This window comes from Enterobacter sp. BIDMC92 (assembly GCF_001030225.1).
Taxonomy (GTDB): Bacteria; Pseudomonadota; Gammaproteobacteria; order Enterobacterales; family Enterobacteriaceae; genus Enterobacter; species Enterobacter sichuanensis.
Window position 1 is genome coordinate 2,535,109 of record NZ_KQ087598.1, and the last position, 20,103, is coordinate 2,555,211.

Below are 20,103 nucleotides of genomic sequence, written 5' to 3' on the forward strand. Positions count from 1 at the left end.
TGGTACAATCCACAAGCTTAGCAGGATTTTTAAAAACGCGGCGTCAGCCCGTATTTGGGCGTTTTAATATTGGCGGCCCAAATTTTGATATCGTTTTGCAGGAGGATAGTGAAATCAGATTTCAGATGCGTCACCATCTCATTGACGCTCTGTGCATCGATCACAGAAAAATGCTCAATTTTGTTTCGCCCGACCTGAACACAAAAATATTTTGCCGGCAGCACTTTACCGTTAACGTTGAGCAGTGGTTTATTCTCGCTGCATTGCCCTTCAGTTATATAGGACACCAGCAAATTGGCAGAACGCCGCTCGGGTTGGGATATGCTGACCATGACGGGGAAACCCTCTGAGGTTTGCGTCATGTCATAAAGCACCGCATTCTTCAGATACCAAGTATTATATTCCCGCTCCTGAAAAGCAGACCAGCAAGGTGCAGAAAAGGCCACCAGTACTGCCAGTGTAATAGAGGCTATTTTCATGGGATGTTGTCGTCCGTGTTGTTGCACGTATTATTCAGATTGTGCAAAAAACAGCAACCCCTCAAAAATAACCCTACCACTATTGGCAGTGACGGAGAGTTAATTAGCCAGGAGCGATGCGCTCATTGAGAAGAAAAAGGGAAAAAAATGATACGCTGCCGCCATCACCGCGATGCTGATAACGACGCTGATAAAAAAACAGGTTTTAAAGGGCTGCTTTTGGGTTTTATGGCGAAAGAGTTGTTGGCCCACAATGGCGCCAGGCCAGCCGCCCGTCACGCCGAATACCAGCAACGTGGTTTCCGGGACCCTGCGCATCCCTTTGCGCGCCGCCATTTTATCCGCGCCATATATGGCCATCGTCAGCACATTGATCAGCAGAAACCAGATAACCAACGAATTCGGGGTCAGCAGACTGCCGATAGCAGCGAAAATCAGGAGTAGATAGCAAAAGCGATTGAGCGTCATTGTTCAAACCAGAGGCTGTTAAATGTTTTCGACGACACAGTATACCCAAAAATGAGGAAGTTTAATTCTGTAAAACAGACTGAACGCCTGATGTTGCCTGATTAACATTTAAACAGCATTAATCAGTGAAGCCTCCTTTCATTATAATTGGGAAGTGAACATTTTTTTCTTAAAAAATTATCCTGAAACGTCTCACCCTAAAAAGACATTGCCCGCGCATCCCTTTAACAAGATAAAAACGAATGCACCGATTGTTTAAACAGAGAGAACAGGAATATTGATGAAGATCAATTTAAAAAACAGGCAGTGAATTTTCAGGCGTGTCGCGTAATGCCCAGCGTTTAAAATTACTGTTGCACACAATTAATTTGACCAGATGGTCAAGGAATAACAAAATATCACCGTAGTTAAAAGAATAATGTCTGCATACCTTTAGGGGGGTGATGTCCCCCCATTTTTACGATGTGACAAACCTTATTCCACCATTACCTTCACTTTCGGCTTCGACAACAGGACTTTTACCAGTTCCTTAAACGGCGTGGGTTTGTAGAAGTAAAAACCCTGTAAAAACTTAATGTGATTTCGGCTGAGATAATCAAGTTGCTCTTGTGTTTCAACCCCTTCCGCCACAATACTGATTGACAGTTTTTTTGCCAGCTCCAGTACCGAATCCAGTATCACGGTTGAGTCCTCACTGGCATTCACCCTCGCCACAAAGCTTTGGTCGATTTTGATGTAATCAATGTGCAGATCCTGCAGGTAGGACAAACCTGAATATCCCGTTCCAAAATCATCCAGGGCAATGGCAAACCCTATCTCATGCAGCGCATTCAGGGTCTTCACGAGATGTTCATCAACATGAAGCGGTTCACGCTCGGTCACCTCAACGACAAGGTTAAGATCCTGTCGAACAAAGCTGCGTTTGTAATGCAGACACTCGTCAAAAAAAGTGGAGGAGACGATGTGAGGCGCACTGAAGTTAATACCGACATGAAACCCTTCGGGCAGCAACGTTGAGATTGAATTCATATGCGCGGCAACCTGGCGCATTAAGCTCTGGGTTAAGGGAATGATTAAGCCAGATTTCTCCGCAAGAGGAATAAATGAAGCGGGAGAGATAAACCCTGACTGTGGATGCTTCCATCTGGCCAGTACTTCTACCCCGCGCAACGATCCCTCTTTACCGCTCACCACAGGCTGGTAATAGGGAATGATTTCATCTCTGTCTATGGCGGTGCGCAGCGACTCTGCCGGAGAAACGTCCTTAGAACGATATCGCTGAAGAAGATACGCAGAAAAAGCGGAAATAAGCAGCAGGAATAACAGCACCCCGCCCGCCCGATTGAATAATCTCGTCAGGCTAAAAAATGGCGGAGAGTTAAATTCAATTGAGAAAGGATAATCAGATGCTTTTACCGCTAAAATCTCGTTATTTGACGGCGCTGCTGTCGCCACATCCCCTGACAAACCTAAAAGACGATTGCCGACGCGTAATGAATATTTCACACCATTTAATGGCATGTCCAGGGCATCCCGAATATGGCTGTCGCTGATGCTCACCATCACACGGCTTCCGGCATGGTGTGTTTGATAGACGAGAACAGGCAGGCCGTTGACGGTACTGCCTGAAGGAACCAGTAGCAACGTTGTTTCGGGTAGCGCGGAGCTGTTGACCAGCAGAACACGGTTTCCTGGCAGCGAGGAGCACCAGACCGCATCCTTTTTCAAAATCATAATCGTTCTGAGATGGGGCTGTAACGCTGCCTCAGTACCTAGCCGATACTGCCCTTCCACATCACACTCATGCTCAGCAAGCTGCATCGCCATCTGGCTGGCATGATGCGCCTCTTTAAGAATGACAGTCACATTCCTGACGACATAATTGGCTCCGGCAAGGCTGTCAGCTCGTGCAGAATACCAGACCTGTAAATTGATAATAAAAACGCCCAGGATAAAAATTGTCGTGGCTGCAGCTAAGGGAATAGATGCATGGCGCATTTAAGGTTCTCGACCAGAGTGGAATTGTTATCGTCTTAAGCATGGTTGATAAACAAAGAAATACCATATAAGGGATCGGTAATTTTCTCTCAAATCAGGTTGCATCTGTGCACACTTTCAAACAACAAGGCTACCGCCATGTTTTTCTTCAATTCAAGCGCATGGCATTGCGGGCACTGTCAGGTGTTTGCCCGGTCCAGAGCTGAAATGCGCGATAAAAGGAGTTGGGATCTTCGAAGCCGAGGAGGAACGCGATCTCTGCGCCGGACATCGTGGTATTTGCCAGGTAGTGGCGGGCGAGGCTCTCACGCACCCTATTGACCAGGGTTCGAAAGTTTTCCCCCTCCTCCTCGAGGCGACGTTGAAGCGTACGCTTGCTCAAGCCCAGTCGCTCTGCAGCTTTCTCGATGGTAGCCGCATTACCAGGCAACAGTTCCAGTAAGACAGCACGCACGCGATCCGCTGTAGACGCCGTCGCATCGAGTTCACTGAGCCGACGGCGAAGATCAGGTTCGAACGCGCGAAACATGCTTTCGTTGACCGTCAGAAATGGACGCAAAGCATCCACAGCGGCGAAAGCGATACCTGGACACTCCCCGTTTTGCACGGGCACACCGAAGAAATTCTCGTAACGTCGGGGATAATGAGCGGACGGAAGCGGCGGAAGGATGACGCGATGCGCCTTAATGGGCTCACGGGTAGCGAGTCTGGCCAGTCGCACGAAAAACGCAATCTCGGCCACTTGCAGCGAATAGGGCACATCGGTTTGCATCAACAACCAGCGAGGCGTTACTACCAGCTCGCCTGCGTCGCCCGTGTTTACTTCCAGGCTCATGGGAGCCACAAGTTGCTTGTATTTGGCGAGGCGCTGCATGGCCTGTACCAGATTAGCGCTGCACAGGGCAGCGAACAGTGGTGGGTTGAAAGAATCAGCCGAGAGGGTCTCGACGATGCGTAAGGGAAACATGACATCACTTGCCTCAGCTTCCAAAGCGCGCCAGAAACGAAAATAGTCTTCGGTAGACAGTCCTTGTCTCGCACGGGAGAGTAAGTCGTCCGGAAGACCGGCCCGACGCAATACATGACCAGGCTGAACCCCCAGGTCCTTCAGTATGGCCAGCCAGCCGATATCCATTGGAAACGTTTTGTTTTGCACCCTCAGAACTCCGTCATTATTGCTCATTCAACCGACGCTCAGAGTATAGAGCAGTCATGCGTTAATACTCCTTCAAACTGCGCCACAATGACAGCGCATTGCGCCATCCTGCAGCATTCCGGGGCTCTGGCCCCTGTACTGGCATCTCTCGCATTAAACGTGGCGCGGATTGCCAGAGCGTTGTCGCGGCTTGCGTCCTATAGTGAGCTGTAAACATCGCACCAGGTCGGACACGCTCCATCTGTCCTGAACTGTCCAATCTGAACAATGGAGAAATTCCAATGAATGCTACCAACGCTATCGACCAACTGGCCCCCCAAAAATGGACCGAAACATCTCCCGCAGAACGTTTGCGTCTTCTGGAGGAAATCCGTGCAAACATGAAGAAGTACGGTGATGACCTTGCCCTCGCTGACAGCAAGATGAAGAATGGCATCCTCGGTGCGCCTCTTTTTTCACACCCCATGTCTAAGGTTGCGACCGTCGTTCCTATGGCGAGTACAGTCTCGGCCGCCATTCTCCTTTACGAATCCATTCTCGACGGCAAGATGCCTCAGCCGCTGAGCGTGGAAAAAGTTAGCGAGGATCTCTACGACATTTATGTCTTTCCGCAGGAGCGGAAGGACAAGTTGATGTACGCGGATCAGAAGAGTCGCATCCGTGTGAAAGGCGAACCGAAACAAATCAATCCGATGGAAAAGCCTGCCGGTATTATTGCCGTGCTGGGGGCCGGCAACTACAGTTCGGCGCTCGAGGTGTTGAAAGCGATCTTCTTCGAGAACTGTGCGGTCGTGCACAAGCCGCATCACCTGAACGAAGAAACCGACAGGATCTGGGCGAAGATCATGCAGCCACTGATTGATCAGCACGTTCTGAGCTTCTGCGATGCCGATCAGGGACAAGACCTGACCGTCGACCCCCGCCTCTCCAGGATCTACTTTACCGGTGGAACCGGAACGGCCGAAGCCATCATGTCAGCCACTGAGACACCTCTGATCTCCGAATGTGGCGGCAACAACCCGTGCATCATCGTGCCGGGCGACCGGCCCTGGACAAAGAAGGAAATTGAGCACCAGGCAGTGCAGATCGCCACCATGGCAAAGTTCAATGGTGGTGCGAACTGTGGTCGTCCTCAGACCCTGGTGACAAGTAAGTACTGGCCTCAGCGCAAAGAATTCCTTGATGCACTGCGGGTCGCACTCGCGGAGACGACCCCGGCGATGGGTATGTACTACCCAGGAGCTGACAAGGTGGTGGCGAGTTTTCGACAGGCCTATCCCGAGGCGGAAGTACTGCGCCCAGAAGGCGGCAAGTATCCGCATTCCGATGTCATATTGATCACCGGAGTTGAGCCCGGCGGCTACGCCACTTCACATGAAGCGTTCAGCCTGGTACTCGCTGAGGTGCCACTTGACCTGCCAGCCAATGCCACGGGCTTCCTCCCTGGTGCCGTCAAGTTCGCCAACACCCAGCTACTGGGCACGCTCGCCAGTGCGATCCTGATCGATGAGGACACCAGAAAAGCCCATCAGAAAGTACTCGAACAGGCTGTGTCTGACCTGGAATATGGTGCGGTCGCCATCAATGCCATGCCATCTTTCATTTTTCTTAACCCTTATCTTACCTGGGGCGGAAATGAGGCCGGCAAAAAGTTCGTTTCTGGTCGCGGCAACTTCGGCAATTTGCTCAATTACGAAAACGTCGAGAAAGCGATCATGGAAGCCAGGTTTATGTCACCAGGGCACATGCTGTACACGAACAAGCGCGCTTTCGACAACATGGCCGCGAACATGGCGTCTTTCGCAGTCGAGCCAACCTGGATGAACCTGACCTGCCTGATGGGGGATGCCATCCGCGATAGCTTCCGCAAAAAAGATTTCTGAGCCGGAAACTATAACAGAGCGCATTGTTCCAGTAACTGAACAATGCGTCCTAATAACATTACTTTCTAAGTGGATTTAACAAACTATAATAAATTCACCCTTCGCGGTAACACACTTCCACCAACACACTGTAACTAAAGGGAAAAGGTGACATTATGAGTAAGCCATATGTTCGTCTAGATAAAAACGACGCTGCCGTTCTGATGGTAGACCATCAAACCGGACTCCTGTCCTTAGTACGCGACATTGACCCGGACAAGTTCAAAAATAACGTTCTTGCACTGGGTGATCTGGCAAAGTATTTTGGTCTTCCAACTATTCTGACGACCAGTTTTGAAAACGGTCCTAATGGCCCATTAGTCCCTGAACTTAAAGAACAATTCCCTGATGCTCCCTATATTGCCAGACCTGGCAATATTAACGCATGGGATAACGAAGATTTCGTTAAAGCTGTTAAAGCAACGGGCAAGAAACAATTAATCATCGCGGGTGTAGTCACAGAAGTATGCGTTGCCTTCCCTGCCCTTTCTGCCATTGAAGAAGGATTCGATGTGTTTGTTGTTACCGATGCGTCGGGTACTTTCAATCCAATAACTCGGGATGCGGCATGGGATCGAATGTCTAACGCTGGCGTGCAGTTAATGTCATGGTTTGGCGTTGCATGTGAATTGCACCGTGACTGGCGCAATGATATTGAAGGTCTGGGTAACCTGTTCTCTAATCATATCCCCGATTATCGCAACCTTATGACGAGCTTTAATTTACTGAACGCTAAGTAAATTGATCCTTCGCAGTCCTCCTGTTAGACAGGAAGGACTGCGATTTTATTCAATTTTCTCGTTCCATTTCAGCTGTGGGAATATGAAAGGTTGGATTAACACCCCGGCGAACATCACCAATGCCGGTAATCTTCGGGCTGTGATTGTTAGCGACCTTTATCAGTTATCGGCACCAGATTTAACGCAGCTGTAAAACGTGCTGGTATTCGTCGCTGGAATCCGTACCATACGCGGCAGACAAATATTGCCCCTGCTGGCTCCGAAGGTAGTACTCAATGCAACAGAATCAAGAAATTAACAAAAAAGAGCAATACAACCTGAATAAGCTACGCTGATTTTGTCAACTCATTGATATCATTTATTTTCTCTACTTATTCAATTAGTTATAACATAATAACTTCTCCCTAAAGCTACCCAAACCTACATTTTCAGTGCCCTTTTTTTGCCCCTATTCTGCATTTTTGCCCCTAAATTTGCCCCCAAATAACCTTCTTTTGCGTAGCTCCTTCCAGTTTCGCAACACACCCCTTTACGCTTACCAAGCCGATCAGCATAATCGCCACGAATCCGTTTGTAAGACTTAACCAGCGCGCGCTACTTTTTCTCCTTACCCTATACTTTCAGTCTGACTGACTGGAGGTTTCTATGTGTGGACGTTTTGCACAAGCCCAAACCCGTGAAGAATATCTGGCTTACCTAGCCGATGAAGGTGATCGAGACATTGCATACGATCCTGAACCAATCGGACGTTACAATGTGGCTCCGGGAACCAAAGTCCTGCTGTTGAGCGAACGCGACGAGCAGCTGCATCTTGATCCGGTTTTCTGGGGTTACGCGCCCGGGTGGTGGGATAAACCGCCACTGATTAACGCACGTGTCGAGACTGCGGCCACCAGTCGAATGTTTAAGCCCCTCTGGCAGCATGGCCGGGCGATATGCTTCGCCGATGGATGGTTCGAGTGGAAAAAGGAAGGCGACAAGAAGCAGCCATATTTCATTCACCGTGCAGACGGTCAGCCGATATTTATGGCAGCTATCGGCAGCACACCATTTGAGCGCGGAGACGAAGCGGAAGGATTTCTGATTGTGACGTCTGCAGCTGATAAAGGACTGGTCGACATTCACGACCGCCGCCCCTTGGTTCTGTCTGCAGAAGCGGCACGCGAATGGATGCGACAGGATATAGTTGGGAAAGAAGCTGAAGAGATAGCAGCAGACGGTGCCGTACCGGCCGACAAGTTTATCTGGCACGCCGTGACGCGCGCCGTGGGCAATGTGAAGAATCAGGGTCCGGAGTTAATCGAGGCAGCACGATAAAAGGTAAAAGAGATCTGGCACGTCCGAAATGAGCGAAGAGCAGAAGTCCGTAATTGAGTCACCATGAATCTTGCTGACAATGCCGTGTGTCAATTAACTGGGAATAGGTCAACCATGGACTGGCTAAAGTGGATCGGTAATTAGCAAATTTTTTATTTAGAAGTAATAAAAAGATCAACGGAATTCTATAATGTCTGTTGTTGTATAAGGGCGGTTCTTTGAACCGCCTGCGTTTTGGCTACGGTAGACTTATTGAGAATATGCAGACCACCATGGCGAAGGTCGTCGGTGCCAGCTACGGGGAAAGGGAGAGCATCTTGTTCGTAAATATTGAATTCGAGAATCAATCGGCAGTTGCCAGTATTTCGTTGGAAGGCTGGGCTCAGCCGCTTGTCGAATTCCTCGCACGGTATTTTACCATCCACAAAGACATGCTTCATCTGAACTACTCTCATCTATCAACTGATAACCCCAGTGTTACGGGTATGAATAGGCTATGGAGTTCGCAAACAGAGCGCGAGCACTTTATGAGCGAATTCGAGGATGCGGCACAGAAGGGGCAGATAGCGCTGACCTTAAAAATTCTCGGACACGGAGCCACGGGGATCGAGAAGTCGTCTTCTATCTTGGACCCAAATTCTTACCGGCGTGCTCAGGATACTTTCTGGGATGGCATACTTAATGATAATCCCCCGGGCTTACGTAAAATCATTTTGGCGGAAATCGAACCACGTGCGATTTGGGTGGACTGGTTGCTCGCTGACCGTTCATATACTCGGTATAAATATTTGGAAGATCAGCAGATCATGAAGGCGTTGGTGGTCAATACGTCCGAGGAAGATTGCATCAATGTCCTTCAACTAGTCGACCCTCATCCGGGGGCGAATAATTGGGCTTTCGATCAACTGGTCCAGCAGCATTGGCAGCGTGTATGCGCATACCTGGAAGAACATATCGACAAGCCGTCGGGCTATCCAAGCTACAGCATGCCTGAGCTCGTCTTCTCTCTTTTTGCGAATTCGCAGACAGTGCAAACGTCCCGGTGGGCTTGCGAACAGGTTTTGGAACGAGCAGATCTGTCAGTCTTTCCTGAGCTAATCCAACATAGCAGCATGATATTGCCTGAGGATGTACGTAATCTGTTCCTGCGCTGGCACATCTATTCGCATAAAGAGAAGAAAGACAATTTAAAGGGGTGCGTTGCCAAAGCCTTCTCGAGGCTTGCTACATTGTGCGTGGACACCATACCCTCGGACCTCGCGCTTGCGGCGGCTTGGCACGAGTTTGAAGACCCTGTGCGGTCTAGCCAGCAAAACGTCGTAGCCAGTCTCAGAGAATTGCCATCCCTGACGAGTGGTCGAAAAACGCTGTGGACACAACTAGGCCCGGCCGCCCGCGAGGCCTGGCGACAGGATCTGTTCGATCAAGCGAATGAGGAACCTGAATTAGCTCAGGGGCTCCTCAGTTTTGCTTGCCTTTGGCTCGAGCAGACGGCATTTGCCGAAGTCGAGCCAGTGCTTTTGCGATTGATGGATGACGATCAACATCTGGCGTTTGCGAATCGGCTTGTCGGCACTGATGTAAGGCAACTGCAACTGAGGTGCAAGGGACTACTGCGGTCCAAGCAGGGTGCACTGGACTTAGAGGGGCCGGTAGGCCGGGTCGAGGGAGACACTGCGTTGCCTAGCGTAGGAGCCAAAACTTGGCTGAGCGATCCTTCCGTGGAGCAAGTCATCTTTAGGGCACTTAGCCAGATTGAGGAAGAATTTTGTCGCGAATATTCGAAGACTTGGGGAGAGGACGAGGAGGCCCATACGGCGCGCCTCCTGACTATGACGAAGGAGGCGATTGGCAACGTGAGCAGCCAGTTGCGCCAACTCTCGGTTATGACGCGGGCGAGGTATCCGAGCCTGACAGTAAATGTGCGTCAACCCAGCAAGCGGGAGGAAGGGGCAAACACACCAGCCGGTGCTCCGCTGGGGGCAGACGTGCTGTTCCTGAGCCGTATCGTGGAAAAGGGGGAAACAGTGATTCAGCGTGCGACCCTTATGCAGGTGAAAAAGCGCAGAGGCACTGATTCGGGGCGGGAGTTCAGTTCAAGGGTAGGCATCGACCTGAAGCAGTGCGAGGACATACTCACGCAGTCAGAACACGCCTACTATCTTTTCGCGACTCCGCCCTCTCCTCGCCCGGTTCTCTGGGTTGCCCCAGCTCGGCTCGTTAGGAATTTGACCCAGTTGGACACGAGCAAAACCTCGGTTTCGGCGATGCGGGTGCGGGACGCCAGCTGCTCCTACGCGGAGTTTTTTCTGCACGAGCTTGTTGGCCTGTGGGCTGGCGACGAGCATGAGGATATCATCGCTGTCGCTAACGGCGATGCTAAGCTTGGGCGAACACCTCGCCACATTGTTGAAATCGAGGTTCGCCGCCAATTTGATTAATACTTGGGGAGAAATTCATGCTCCAACTATAGGCAAGGATCGTCTACCGGGGCGGGGTCAGTCCAGCCTAATTGACCTACACCCCGTTGATTTCCACAGAATGTTCTCATTAGCGTCCGCTCCTGGCACATAGCGGACCTAAGAATCAAAATCATCGAATCCTGAGAAGGTCTGAATATCTTGTGGTGTAGCGTGGAGATAACATTTCACGCTTCATCTGCCACTGTTGCTGTATGCCCTGCCCGGCAAAATATATAGTTCCTTTCCCGTCTTTTGCGTTCAGGTGATCGAGCACCTCCATCAACTTATCGCTTCCAGCGCGTGGCGCGTTCTCATCAAAAAGGTTCAGCTGCGCCACCCCCTGGCTAAAGAAGTCCCCAAGCATAATTCCAGCTTTCTGGTACCGGTGACCATCCTTCCAGATTTTGTCCAAGCACTTTACCGCGCCGTTGATTATGTCGCGGGAATCCTGTGTAGGGGTGAGAAGCTTCATTGACGCGCTATTACCGTAATACGGTTCATTCAGCGCAAAGGGAGAGGTTTTAACGAACGTCGAGATAAACCGGCAATACTGATGCTCACCGCGTAGCTTTTCAGCACCACGTGCCGCATAACTACAAATAGCCTGCCGCATCTGTTCGTACTCGGTGACGCGTTCGCCAAATGACCGACTGCATACGATTTCCTGCTTTGCTGGTGCAAACTCTTCCAGCTCAAGACAAGGCTCGCCGCGCAACTCCCGGACAGTTCGCTCCAGCACGACATTGAAGTGTTTGCGAATAATCCATGTGCTTTGTTCTGAGAGGTCCAGAGCCGTTTTAATGCCCATGGCGTTAAGCTTCTTACTGATGCGGCGGCCAACGCCCCATACGTCCTCAACTGGTACCAGGGCAAGGAGTCGGCGCTGCCGATCGACATTTGACAGGTCCACTACACCGCCCGTTTGCCGCTGCCATTTCTTTGCGGCGTGGTTGGCGAGTTTAGCGAGAGTCTTTGTCTGAGCAATGCCAACGCCAACGGTGAGGTGCGTACGCTTCAGAACGGTAGCGCGGATCTCTTTGCCGAACTCCGTAAGGTCCCGGCAGTTGCGAACACCTGTCAGGTCGCAAAAAGCTTCATCGATACTGTAAATTTCGACGCGAGGGCTCATTTCCTCAAGCGTCGTCATTACCCGGTTCGACATGTCTGCGTACAGCTCGTAGTTGCTGCTGAAGCAAACAACGCCAGCGCGCCGGAAAAGCTCCTTTTGCTTGAAGAACGGCTCTCCCATAGTAATTCCAGCGGCCTTGGCCTCGGCGCTTCGTGCGATTACACAGCCATCGTTATTTGAGAGAACGACAACCGGGCGCCCTCTCAGGTCCGGCCTGAATACAGTCTCGCATGATGCGTAGAACGAATTCACATCACAGAGCGCAAACATATTCAGCTCGCCGATTTCACGATGAAAGTAACAACGCCGAAAACGTCAAGGGTATCTTCGCTGCCAACAACGATCGGACTGTACGCACTGTTCATAGGATTGAGTTGAACGGTCGGGCGCAGCTGCAGTCGTTTAACAGTGAACTCGCCTTCAACTGCAGCGATTACAATGTCACCATGCACAGCTGTCCGCGAACTGTCGACCACCAGCAGATCACCGTCGCTGATCCCGGCTTCGATCATTGAATCACCCGCGGCTTTAACGAAATATGTTGAACTCGGGTGAGCGATAAGTAACTCATTGAGATCGATACGCTGTTCAACATAATCAGCCGCGGGGCTTGGGAAACCACACTGCACTAAGTCACTGAAAAGCGGGAGAGCAATAATTTCTCGCAGTTCTGCAGGCCTGATAAATTCCATGTTGCATACCTCGAATACTGTTTTTATATACAGTAGTTTCATTTGAGTATGCACGCAAGACAGAGGGTCTGCCATGAATGATTAAAGCTTCGCCGTTTCGTTTCTAAGTTTCTATGTCGCTTCGAATTATGATTTTTGTAAATTTTGTGACAGTAACTCTGTGTGAGCAAATTTAAGCCGGTTTTGAAACGGGGAATTTTTTATAAAGCGTGCATACTGCAACGTCATAAATTATCGCTACCTGCTTCCTGTCTACGCCGTTAGCTATCAGTCGGCCCGCCTGGTCCCATTGTTCCTGGGTAAGCTTTGGACGCCTGCCGCCGATTCGCCCCTTTGACCGGGCCACTGCTAACCCTGCTCGCGTTCTTTCAATAATGTTTTCCCTTTCCATTTCGGCAGCTGCACTCAGCATGGTATATGCAAAACGGCCTATTGAAGTGCTGATTCTTATCCCTTCGGTGATTGATACAAACTCAATGTTGTTCGCACGGAAATAACGCAGTAAATCGACGAGGTGTATGAGTGAGCGTCCAAGCCGGTCCAGCTTCCAAACGATGACGGTGTCTCCTGGCCGCAATAATTTCATCATCTTATCCAGCCCTGGCCGTTTGGCCTTTGCACCGGATATTTTGTCTTCAAAAATGTGGTCACATTCTAATCGATTGAGCGCCTCTAACTGTAATTCAAGATTTTGGTCAAAAGTTGACACCCTTGCGTACCCATATTGCATGTTTTTTAGTCACCTTTTCTTCAAAAAAATCAGGTGAAGTTATCGGCAAGGCTGGCCCAGGGCAATCTATAAAACGTCGGTTTAGGAAGTAGCGCGACGAGGAATGCTTATAGCTCGTCAGGCAACATGCTTTCGGTTGGGGATTTTGGGGTTGGTTCGGCTCTCCAAAATAAGCCCACAGATGCCAGTTCATCCTTCATCAGTGATGCTGATGGCAATACTCTGTGGGCTCCTGCGAATGGCTGTGGGTTCCAGAGTTCGTACACTGGACAGCGAATTGCGCAGTTATGGATCACTTCCGGTAGTGCGGTATTCAGCCGCTTTCTTACAACCACTGACCCTCAAACTCCAAAATCCTCAGTGCCGTGGGTGCAGCTGCAGTCTGCGGGTACATCGGACATTAACTTTAAGAAAGTGACAGGGGATCTGGATTTAGAAGTGTCTCTGGCCAACATCGTGGCAATGGATTTTAAGACCTTCTACTACCTCGCAGATGAAGCCAAAACGACTCGCCGCGGCGTCATTGCTCAGGAACTTGAAAAGATAGATCCGCAATATGTTCACTCGGCTGAGGAGTCGGGGAAAATGACGCTCGACCTCAATCCTCTGATGCTCGATGCGCTGGCGGCAATCAAAGCGCTGGCTGTCCGCGTCAGCGCCTTAGAGGAAGAGATCAACGTTGCGGCTCCTGGCTCATCCGCTGGTTAAACAGGGAATCGTCAGGCATATCAAGGCGAACATCGATCCAGCTGTTCGCCGGTACGTCCATCGGTTCACCTTTGGTTTTAATGATCTCACTTTTACCGCTCAGGATGTATTTTTGCTTGAAAAGACGGATTGTCAGGCCTCCGCTTTCCGTCTGCTCAGCTTCAACCACGCCAAGTTCTCCCGTGCCACCAGGGTCCATCGGTGGCAGTAACTGCCATCCCTCTGAAGCCAGTCCTGCTGAACCTGTCAGCAGGTAAACGCCCGCCTCGAGGCGAGAAAGGGTTATGCCCTCCGCCTCTGCGTTTGCTGTCCCACAGCCGCACCAGGAGAAACCATCTTCGGCTACGTCAGCGCGCTGGCATGCATCCCGACTCGTCACTATGCGCGCAACTGGTGAGGCCGCTTTTAGCGTGCCGTCGCTCGCCTTAGTGGTGTTCCCCGTTGTGTAGGCTTCCTGATACAGCCACCCTGTAGGTGTTCGGTAACTGAAGAAAGTCCGCCCTAACGTGTAGATTTGATGAATGCGAGTTGGTCTACCTCCGCGAGCTATTACGATTGAGGTAATGCTCTGACTTCCTGAGACCCCCATGTAGCTGGCGTCCTCTACTGACCATATAAACGATGAGGGGTAGGACTCGCTCATAGTATTAAGTGGAACTGATTCAGTAATTTCACGCCCCAGACCAAAAGCCCCCACAGTTAGAACTTTCTTTTGACCGGAATCACCCCAGGAACTTTGAGCATCCAGTAAAGCACTACTTCCCAAACCGAGGTTTGTGCGAGCGGCTTCTGCAGTCGTTGCCCCGGTCCCGCCGTCAGTAATTGCAAGCGCACCGTTGGCCCCTTTCTGCGCCAGTTTACCGATACCAGGAATGGTTACAGGGGTGCCGTTGATGGTAACGGTGATGCTCTGGTTTGCCGAGGTAGTGGCGAACGCCTCCCAGGCACCAATATTCTCGTCATACTCTTTGATGAGCTGTGACATGGCCTGTGCCAGACCGTCGACCGAGATATTGTCCGACACAAGGATTCCATACTTCTGGCCGCTCAGCGCCGGTGATGCAGCAGGTGTTACCGTCATTGTCGTGGCGCTGTTCACGGATGAGATCTGGAACAGCTGCACCGGGTTAGACATGACAATAATCGTCTGGCCAGCGCGAACCTGGCTGGCGGGTGCCGTCCAGTTCGTGCCGGTGCCGGTTGCCGTATTTCCGTTAATTGCGATAGTGCCAGTGTTATAAAGCATTTTGCGCTCCATGAATTTATCGATCGCTAGAAACGATCAATAAATGAATATTGATTCATATAAACGATCTGAATAATGGGCGTTTATTTGTGAATATGGATATCCCACTAACCAATGGAATATATAGAATGAAAAAGAATTATTTATCGGTGTTACTTGGCGTGACTTTCCTGACCCTTTCTTCTGTATCTTTTGCTTCTGAACAGGGGCAAAAATCAGACCCTGGTTATGGCAATGGCGGAACCGCACAAAAACGTCAGATTGATGCCTGCGTAAACGCAAACACGTCCAGTGTGACTTCTTACGACAATGGCTCTCATGTTAAGCCATGTGTAGGCGGCGCATCTTACAAAAGCCAAAAACTCCCGGACCAAAAATATAAAGCTCCTTTTAAATAAACAAGCAAATAAAGCCCCTCACGGGGCTTTATTTTTATGAGGCAGAAAAAGAACCCGAACCTCGAGCTATCTGTAATACAGGTGAAAGAATATCTTTCCTTGAGGCGTTTGTTCCTCCCGACATATCATTAACACTTATTGATGCGGTGACTACTTGCTTTGTAATTCCGCTTTTCGCAAAAAATACCGGGACCGCAATAGCATTGGTGGTGTTTCTACTTGGACAAGTTACCCACTGATAATCTTTTGTTGTGCCGTCAATGGTCACAGATATCCGTGCAGTAGCATCGCCTGCTGAGACGCCATATATCATCACTACAGCCGACACTATTGCAGTCTTGGGTTTGCTTGTTCCGGTTGTATCCGTATAGGTCAGACTGGTAGTTACACCACCTGCCCCTAATTTGGATTTATCCACACCAACGCCAGCGTTAACCACATCCCCTACAAAGCTATCAGCCTCCACTGTGCCTTTGAACGAACCACTCGTTGCAGTTACCTTCCCGGTGAACTCACCGTTCGTGGCGTAAACCGTTCCTCTCACGGTTACGTTATTGAAAACGGCATAACCCGATTTGTTGATATGCCAGCCAACATTACCGGTTCCGTCCCATGTTGAGGACTGGATATAGTTACCGAGTTTAAGGTTGCCGATTGTCCCGTCACCGATGACCGTATCCCTGATAATGGTTTGGCCATTCTGGATAACGAACGGGAGCGTAACATTACCGCCTGCCTGGGTCATGACAGCAAAACGGTCAGCCAGGAACATTACCTGTGACTGCATGCCCTCTGGCGTATTCTCTACGCCGATCCCCATTCCGGCAGCGTATTGCCTACCGTTAGCATCGACTGCTACCTTGATGTTGTACATGGCACTGAGATCACCATCCATGCTCGCGAGAGCCTGCGCGTTGGTGGTGATTGCCGCAGTATGTCCGTCGACTTTTGCCGTAATACCGTTTATCTGGGTGGCCGTCGCCTGCCGGTAATCAGAGAACGTCTGGTTGAGGCTGTTGATGGATGCATTGTTGCCGTTAACGTCCGTCTGCAGGCTCAGCAATGAACGTGCTGTGGCTTCCTTCTCGCTGACGATCACTTCGTCGAGACGGTCCATCTGCGCACTGTTACCGGCGACCGTTGCGGACAGGGTTTTACGCGCGGCCACCTGTGCCAGCCCGTTCTGGATAATGGCAATGGCCGAGTTTTTCACCCCGCCCGTCATGCCGTCCATAGACACGCTGATGCTGTCGATTCGCTGACCCAGCGCGGTGTCAGCCGTCGCCACGGTCTGCTCAAGCTGAGACAGAGATGACGACACATCTCCAACGTTGCTTGTCAGTTCCTTCACATCGGTCTGAACCTGCCCGATGTCATGCGCGTTTTTGGCAATTTCCTGCGCCTGCTGTTCGAGTTCATTATTCGCCTGCAGGATATCGTCAGCCATACCAGCAATTTTTTCGTTGGTATCCACGGCGCTCTCGATCAGGTCCTTGAAGGTATCCGAGTCTTTAATCTCTTCCAGGATCACATCGGTGATGTCGGAGACATCGATACTGGCCTGCCCACGCACCCACTCTGTGTAACCAGACTCGTTGCCGCTACGGTCCACCAGCTGCGCGCGGTACCAGAAAATCTGCCCAGCCTTAAGGCCCATCTGCTGATATTTGCGCTGCGGGTAAGGCACATCGGCCAGCAGAATCGCATCGTCTTCGGTACCAGTCAGGCTGTACTGAATTTCCGTCTTCAGCGTGTCGTCGGTATTCGCCGGGAATCCCCAGTTCATCTCGATTCCGAAAACCACGTTTTCAGAAGCGATGAAGCCAACCGGCTTCGGTGGATTGCCCACTTTACCTGTCAGCGTTTTCTCTTCTGAATAGCCCCATCCGGATGAAATTTCAGCGGCATTGATTGCGCGCACGCGCACCAGGTAGCGCCCGGCATAAATCCCCGGGACGTCGAATGACATGGTGGAGCTGCGAGGCACGTTAATCCAGTTCCCGTCATTGCGGCGCCATTGCGCTTCATAGGCTATAGCTTTCTGCGCCTGGTCCCAGCTCACGCGCATCGTTTCGACGCTGATATTTTGTTGCACCACGGAAAACGAGCTGATCGCGATGTTTGCAGGCGGTGACTGGTTACCCGGAGGGATCACACTAACCGGCCGCTGGTCAATGATGGCTCCGGTATCAATGCGATCGAATTTATCCGGATCGTGATTTGCACCGACGATTGTGAACGTGCCGTCGTTATTATCAGTTACCGTAATAACGCGATACTGCTGTGCGTAGAGCTCATCAGACTCAATGACCCATACGGCCTCAGCCACAGGTGTTTCACTGTAAGCGGTCGTAACGGTCACTTTATTGCCCGTTATCGACTGAATGGTGCGTGACTGTGAAACACCCGATGGAAGATTGACAATCATCCTGTCGGCTGCCGAAGCATCCGGCGCCCTGTCCAGCGTCAGCACGCGACCATTCACCGCAGAGATACGGCCGCCCAGGTCGCGCCCGGAGAGATTTCGGTCCGCTACGGCGATTACATAGCCAGGCTGTGGAATGTTGCCATCTTCCCCTACATTGAAAGTAACAACGCGATCTTTGTTGTTGGTGAGGATCCCCCATCGCCCTTTGCGATTCGCTTCCGACTGACGGGTACAACCGATCGCAGTTATCTCGAGTTGATTAAACCCATAACGTGCAACCAGCGCCTGCTCAAAAACAGGCTCCATCGCATCAGAATAAGCGTTATCAGGATCAGACCAGGACACCAGCGCATTGGTGTAACGGTTCTTTGTGGTGCTGCTGGAATAGGTAAAGCGCCCTTCTATAACGTTCGCATGCGTATATGTAAAATCTACATCTCTCGGCATGTCCGCCAGCGCCACAATCTGGTCGTCCCCCCAGTAGGTCATCCCACGGAAGATGGCAGCAAAATCACGCAGGACCGTATAAGCGTCGTTGCGTTCCTGAATGTACACGTTGCAGGTATAGCGTGGTTCGGTACCACTTCCGCCTTTGCCATCCGGTACCATTTGATCGCAATACTGCGCAACCTGGTAGAGCGTCCATTTATCTATGTTGGCCGTTGTAAGACGATCCCCAAGTCCGAAACGGTCGCTAACCACCAGGTCGTAGAAAATCCAGGCAGGGTTATCGGTCCAGGCCCATTTAAATGTCCCAGTCCACGTACCGCTATAAGTGCGGGTGTCGGGGTCGTAAGTATCCGGAACGCGGATAACGCGGCCTCGGGGCTCGCAGGAGATCTGCGGGATTGAGCCGTTAAACTGGCTGGAATCGAATTCGATATAAAGCAGCGCTGTGTTTGGATAGCGTAATTTGGCGTCAATTACCTCGGTGAAGCTCTGCAGCATCATCGTGTCGCCGATCTTCGCGCTGTTGGAATCAGACGTAATCTTACGGAGTCGGATTGTCCAGTTGCTGCCAGCCTGAGGTAAATCAATACGGTGGCTGCGCTCGTAACCTGAAGTCGTTTTGCCGGTCACGCTGGTATTGAGTACCGTCTGCCATGTGCCACCGTCCGTCTGCAGGTCAATCGCATAATTAACCGAGTAACCGACCAGATCGCCGTCGTCCTCCTGCTTGAAAAGCGAAGGCCATTTCAGGCGCAGGCGAACCGCTGAAAGCTGCGTATTGGTAAACGTGCGCGTCCACGCTGTAGCGCTCGATACCTCAGTTCCCACGTTGATTTCGTTTTCAGTACCCGGGATCCCTTGAATGTATTTTTGCGCCTGAGTTCCAGAACGAAACTCCCACGCCACACCGCTGAAGTTCTGCGAACCATCTGCGTTTTCAAGTGCAGTGCCATCGAGATAAATATCGCGCGCAGTAAGGCCACCAGCAAATTCCCCCTCTCCCAGCGCGAGAAGGATTTTTGCCTTGGCTACTGACTGCAGATCGTCTGGCTGTTCTGTAGGAGTTCTTGAGCTTGAACTGCCGCCCTTGCGGCCTTTAATAGCGGTTGCTATAGCCATATTGCGCCCATAAAAAAAGCCATCCAGAGGTGGCCATGATTAGAACAATGTTGAATTAAATATTATTTGATAAGCAAACCAAAATAATAGTGTTCATCGAAAATACGGAGAAAGCGAATTGCACAATTACGAACGTACTCTAATTGTTTCGAGCGAGGAATGTCACCGTGTCGCGGATAGTTCAGGTAATAATACCCAACCTCATATTCATAATTATTTATAAAATCATCATGCAATGCGCTCCAGTACGTCATTGCTCTATATAAAAGGCCATTTGGCAAGTCATACCATTTAACAAAAGTTCTAGTTAATTCACTCCAGACCTCATCCTCAAGTTCAGCATAGGCGAGCTTTTTGAATGTTAGTCTCATTGCCAATATGAACGCGACTCGTTCAGTTGGCATCACTTCTCCAATCTCATCAACGTAGCCATCAAAATAGCGAAACACCTCATCTTTCGAGATTTCCTTATCTAATCCCAAAGATGCCAAAATCAAAAGATTTGAAGACTCATTGCCGGCAGAAATCTGGTTTTCAGCCCAGTCTGTGAACGCCCTTCTGTCCAAACCAGGCTCGTTTAATTTTCTTAATCCAAGCAAATCTTGAAAGTCTATAGCATAACCATCCATAAGCATTTCCAGTATTATAATGCGTTCTTTCA

16 protein-coding genes and 1 pseudogene are annotated in these 20,103 nt (G+C 50.5%); 7 read left to right on the forward strand and 10 right to left on the reverse strand.

Features of this window, described 5'->3' with window-relative positions:
* Positions 1–29 precede the first annotated feature (29 nt).
* The 4 genes from SP99_RS11875 to SP99_RS11890 form a co-directional block, all read right to left on the reverse strand.
* Complete coding sequence (locus SP99_RS11875) at positions 30–479, reverse strand: hypothetical protein (protein WP_025759102.1); 450 nt, start codon at positions 477–479, stop codon at positions 30–32.
* Between the two features lie 99 nt (positions 480–578).
* Positions 579–947: a DUF1294 domain-containing protein gene (locus SP99_RS11880; RefSeq protein WP_047958719.1), complete on the reverse strand. Its 369-nt coding sequence runs from the start codon at positions 945–947 to the stop codon at positions 579–581.
* 474 nt (positions 948–1,421) lie between these two features.
* Positions 1,422–2,945 (reverse strand): EAL domain-containing protein, encoded by a 1,524-nt coding sequence (locus tag SP99_RS11885; protein ID WP_047958720.1) that lies wholly within the window; start codon positions 2,943–2,945, stop codon positions 1,422–1,424.
* Positions 2,946–3,093: 148 nt separating this feature from the next.
* Complete coding sequence (locus SP99_RS11890; RefSeq protein ID WP_082137901.1) at positions 3,094–4,101, reverse strand: AraC family transcriptional regulator; 1,008 nt, start codon at positions 4,099–4,101, stop codon at positions 3,094–3,096.
* Between the two features lie 281 nt (positions 4,102–4,382).
* Between SP99_RS11890 and SP99_RS11895 the strand changes: the two genes are divergently transcribed.
* From SP99_RS11895 to SP99_RS11910, 5 genes and pseudogenes are all read left to right on the forward strand, one after another.
* On the forward strand, positions 4,383–5,984 hold the full coding sequence (locus SP99_RS11895; RefSeq protein ID WP_047958722.1) for an aldehyde dehydrogenase family protein: 1,602 nt from the start codon (positions 4,383–4,385) through the stop codon (positions 5,982–5,984).
* Between the two features lie 155 nt (positions 5,985–6,139).
* Complete coding sequence (ycaC, locus tag SP99_RS11900) at positions 6,140–6,763, forward strand: isochorismate family cysteine hydrolase YcaC (protein WP_047958723.1); 624 nt, start codon at positions 6,140–6,142, stop codon at positions 6,761–6,763.
* A gap of 156 nt (positions 6,764–6,919) precedes the next feature.
* Positions 6,920–7,003: pseudogene (locus SP99_RS25335) on the forward strand (hypothetical protein); the annotation flags it as partial.
* Between the two features lie 405 nt (positions 7,004–7,408).
* On the forward strand, positions 7,409–8,080 hold the full coding sequence (locus SP99_RS11905) for an SOS response-associated peptidase (RefSeq protein WP_047958724.1): 672 nt from the start codon (positions 7,409–7,411) through the stop codon (positions 8,078–8,080).
* A 218-nt stretch (positions 8,081–8,298) separates the two neighbouring features.
* Entirely contained in the window at positions 8,299–10,521 is a 2,223-nt protein-coding gene (locus SP99_RS11910; RefSeq protein ID WP_231584228.1) for a hypothetical protein, read from the forward strand.
* A 151-nt stretch (positions 10,522–10,672) separates the two neighbouring features.
* On the opposite strand, the gene SP99_RS11915 is transcribed toward SP99_RS11910, so the two are convergent.
* The 3 genes from SP99_RS11915 to SP99_RS11925 all read right to left on the reverse strand — a co-directional run bounded on the left by SP99_RS11915 (position 10,673) and on the right by SP99_RS11925 (position 13,093).
* The gene (locus SP99_RS11915) at positions 10,673–11,941 is read right to left on the reverse strand and encodes a Y-family DNA polymerase (protein ID WP_047958725.1); all 1,269 of its coding nucleotides are present in this window, start codon (positions 11,939–11,941) and stop codon (positions 10,673–10,675) included.
* A gap of 2 nt (positions 11,942–11,943) precedes the next feature.
* Positions 11,944–12,363 (reverse strand): translesion error-prone DNA polymerase V autoproteolytic subunit, encoded by a 420-nt coding sequence (locus SP99_RS11920; RefSeq protein ID WP_047958726.1) that lies wholly within the window; start codon positions 12,361–12,363, stop codon positions 11,944–11,946.
* A 172-nt stretch (positions 12,364–12,535) separates the two neighbouring features.
* On the reverse strand, positions 12,536–13,093 hold the full coding sequence (locus SP99_RS11925) for a recombinase family protein (RefSeq protein WP_047958727.1): 558 nt from the start codon (positions 13,091–13,093) through the stop codon (positions 12,536–12,538).
* Between the two features lie 126 nt (positions 13,094–13,219).
* On the opposite strand from SP99_RS11925, the gene SP99_RS11930 reads away from it, so the two are divergent.
* Positions 13,220–13,801 carry a tail fiber domain-containing protein gene (locus tag SP99_RS11930; protein ID WP_047958728.1) on the forward strand — a complete coding sequence of 194 codons (582 nt, stop codon included), beginning with the start codon at positions 13,220–13,222 and terminating at the stop codon, positions 13,799–13,801.
* Here the strand turns inward: SP99_RS11930 and SP99_RS11935 are convergent.
* On the reverse strand, positions 13,767–15,047 hold the full coding sequence (locus SP99_RS11935; RefSeq protein ID WP_047958729.1) for a phage tail fiber protein: 1,281 nt from the start codon (positions 15,045–15,047) through the stop codon (positions 13,767–13,769). The two genes, SP99_RS11930 and SP99_RS11935, sit on opposite strands and share 35 nt — an antisense overlap.
* Before the next feature lie 128 nt (positions 15,048–15,175).
* On the opposite strand from SP99_RS11935, the gene SP99_RS24625 reads away from it, so the two are divergent.
* Positions 15,176–15,445 carry a hypothetical protein gene (locus tag SP99_RS24625; protein WP_141237576.1) on the forward strand — a complete coding sequence of 90 codons (270 nt, stop codon included), beginning with the start codon at positions 15,176–15,178 and terminating at the stop codon, positions 15,443–15,445.
* A 34-nt stretch (positions 15,446–15,479) separates the two neighbouring features.
* On the opposite strand, the gene gpJ is transcribed toward SP99_RS24625, so the two are convergent.
* Positions 15,480–19,442, reverse strand: coding sequence for a TipJ family phage tail tip protein (gene gpJ / locus SP99_RS11940; protein WP_082137902.1), 3,963 nt, complete (start codon positions 19,440–19,442; stop codon positions 15,480–15,482).
* Between the two features lie 62 nt (positions 19,443–19,504).
* A complete protein-coding gene (locus SP99_RS23155) occupies positions 19,505–20,071 on the reverse strand; it encodes a hypothetical protein (RefSeq protein WP_053060150.1) in 567 nt (188 codons plus the stop codon).
* Positions 20,072–20,103 lie beyond the last annotated feature (32 nt).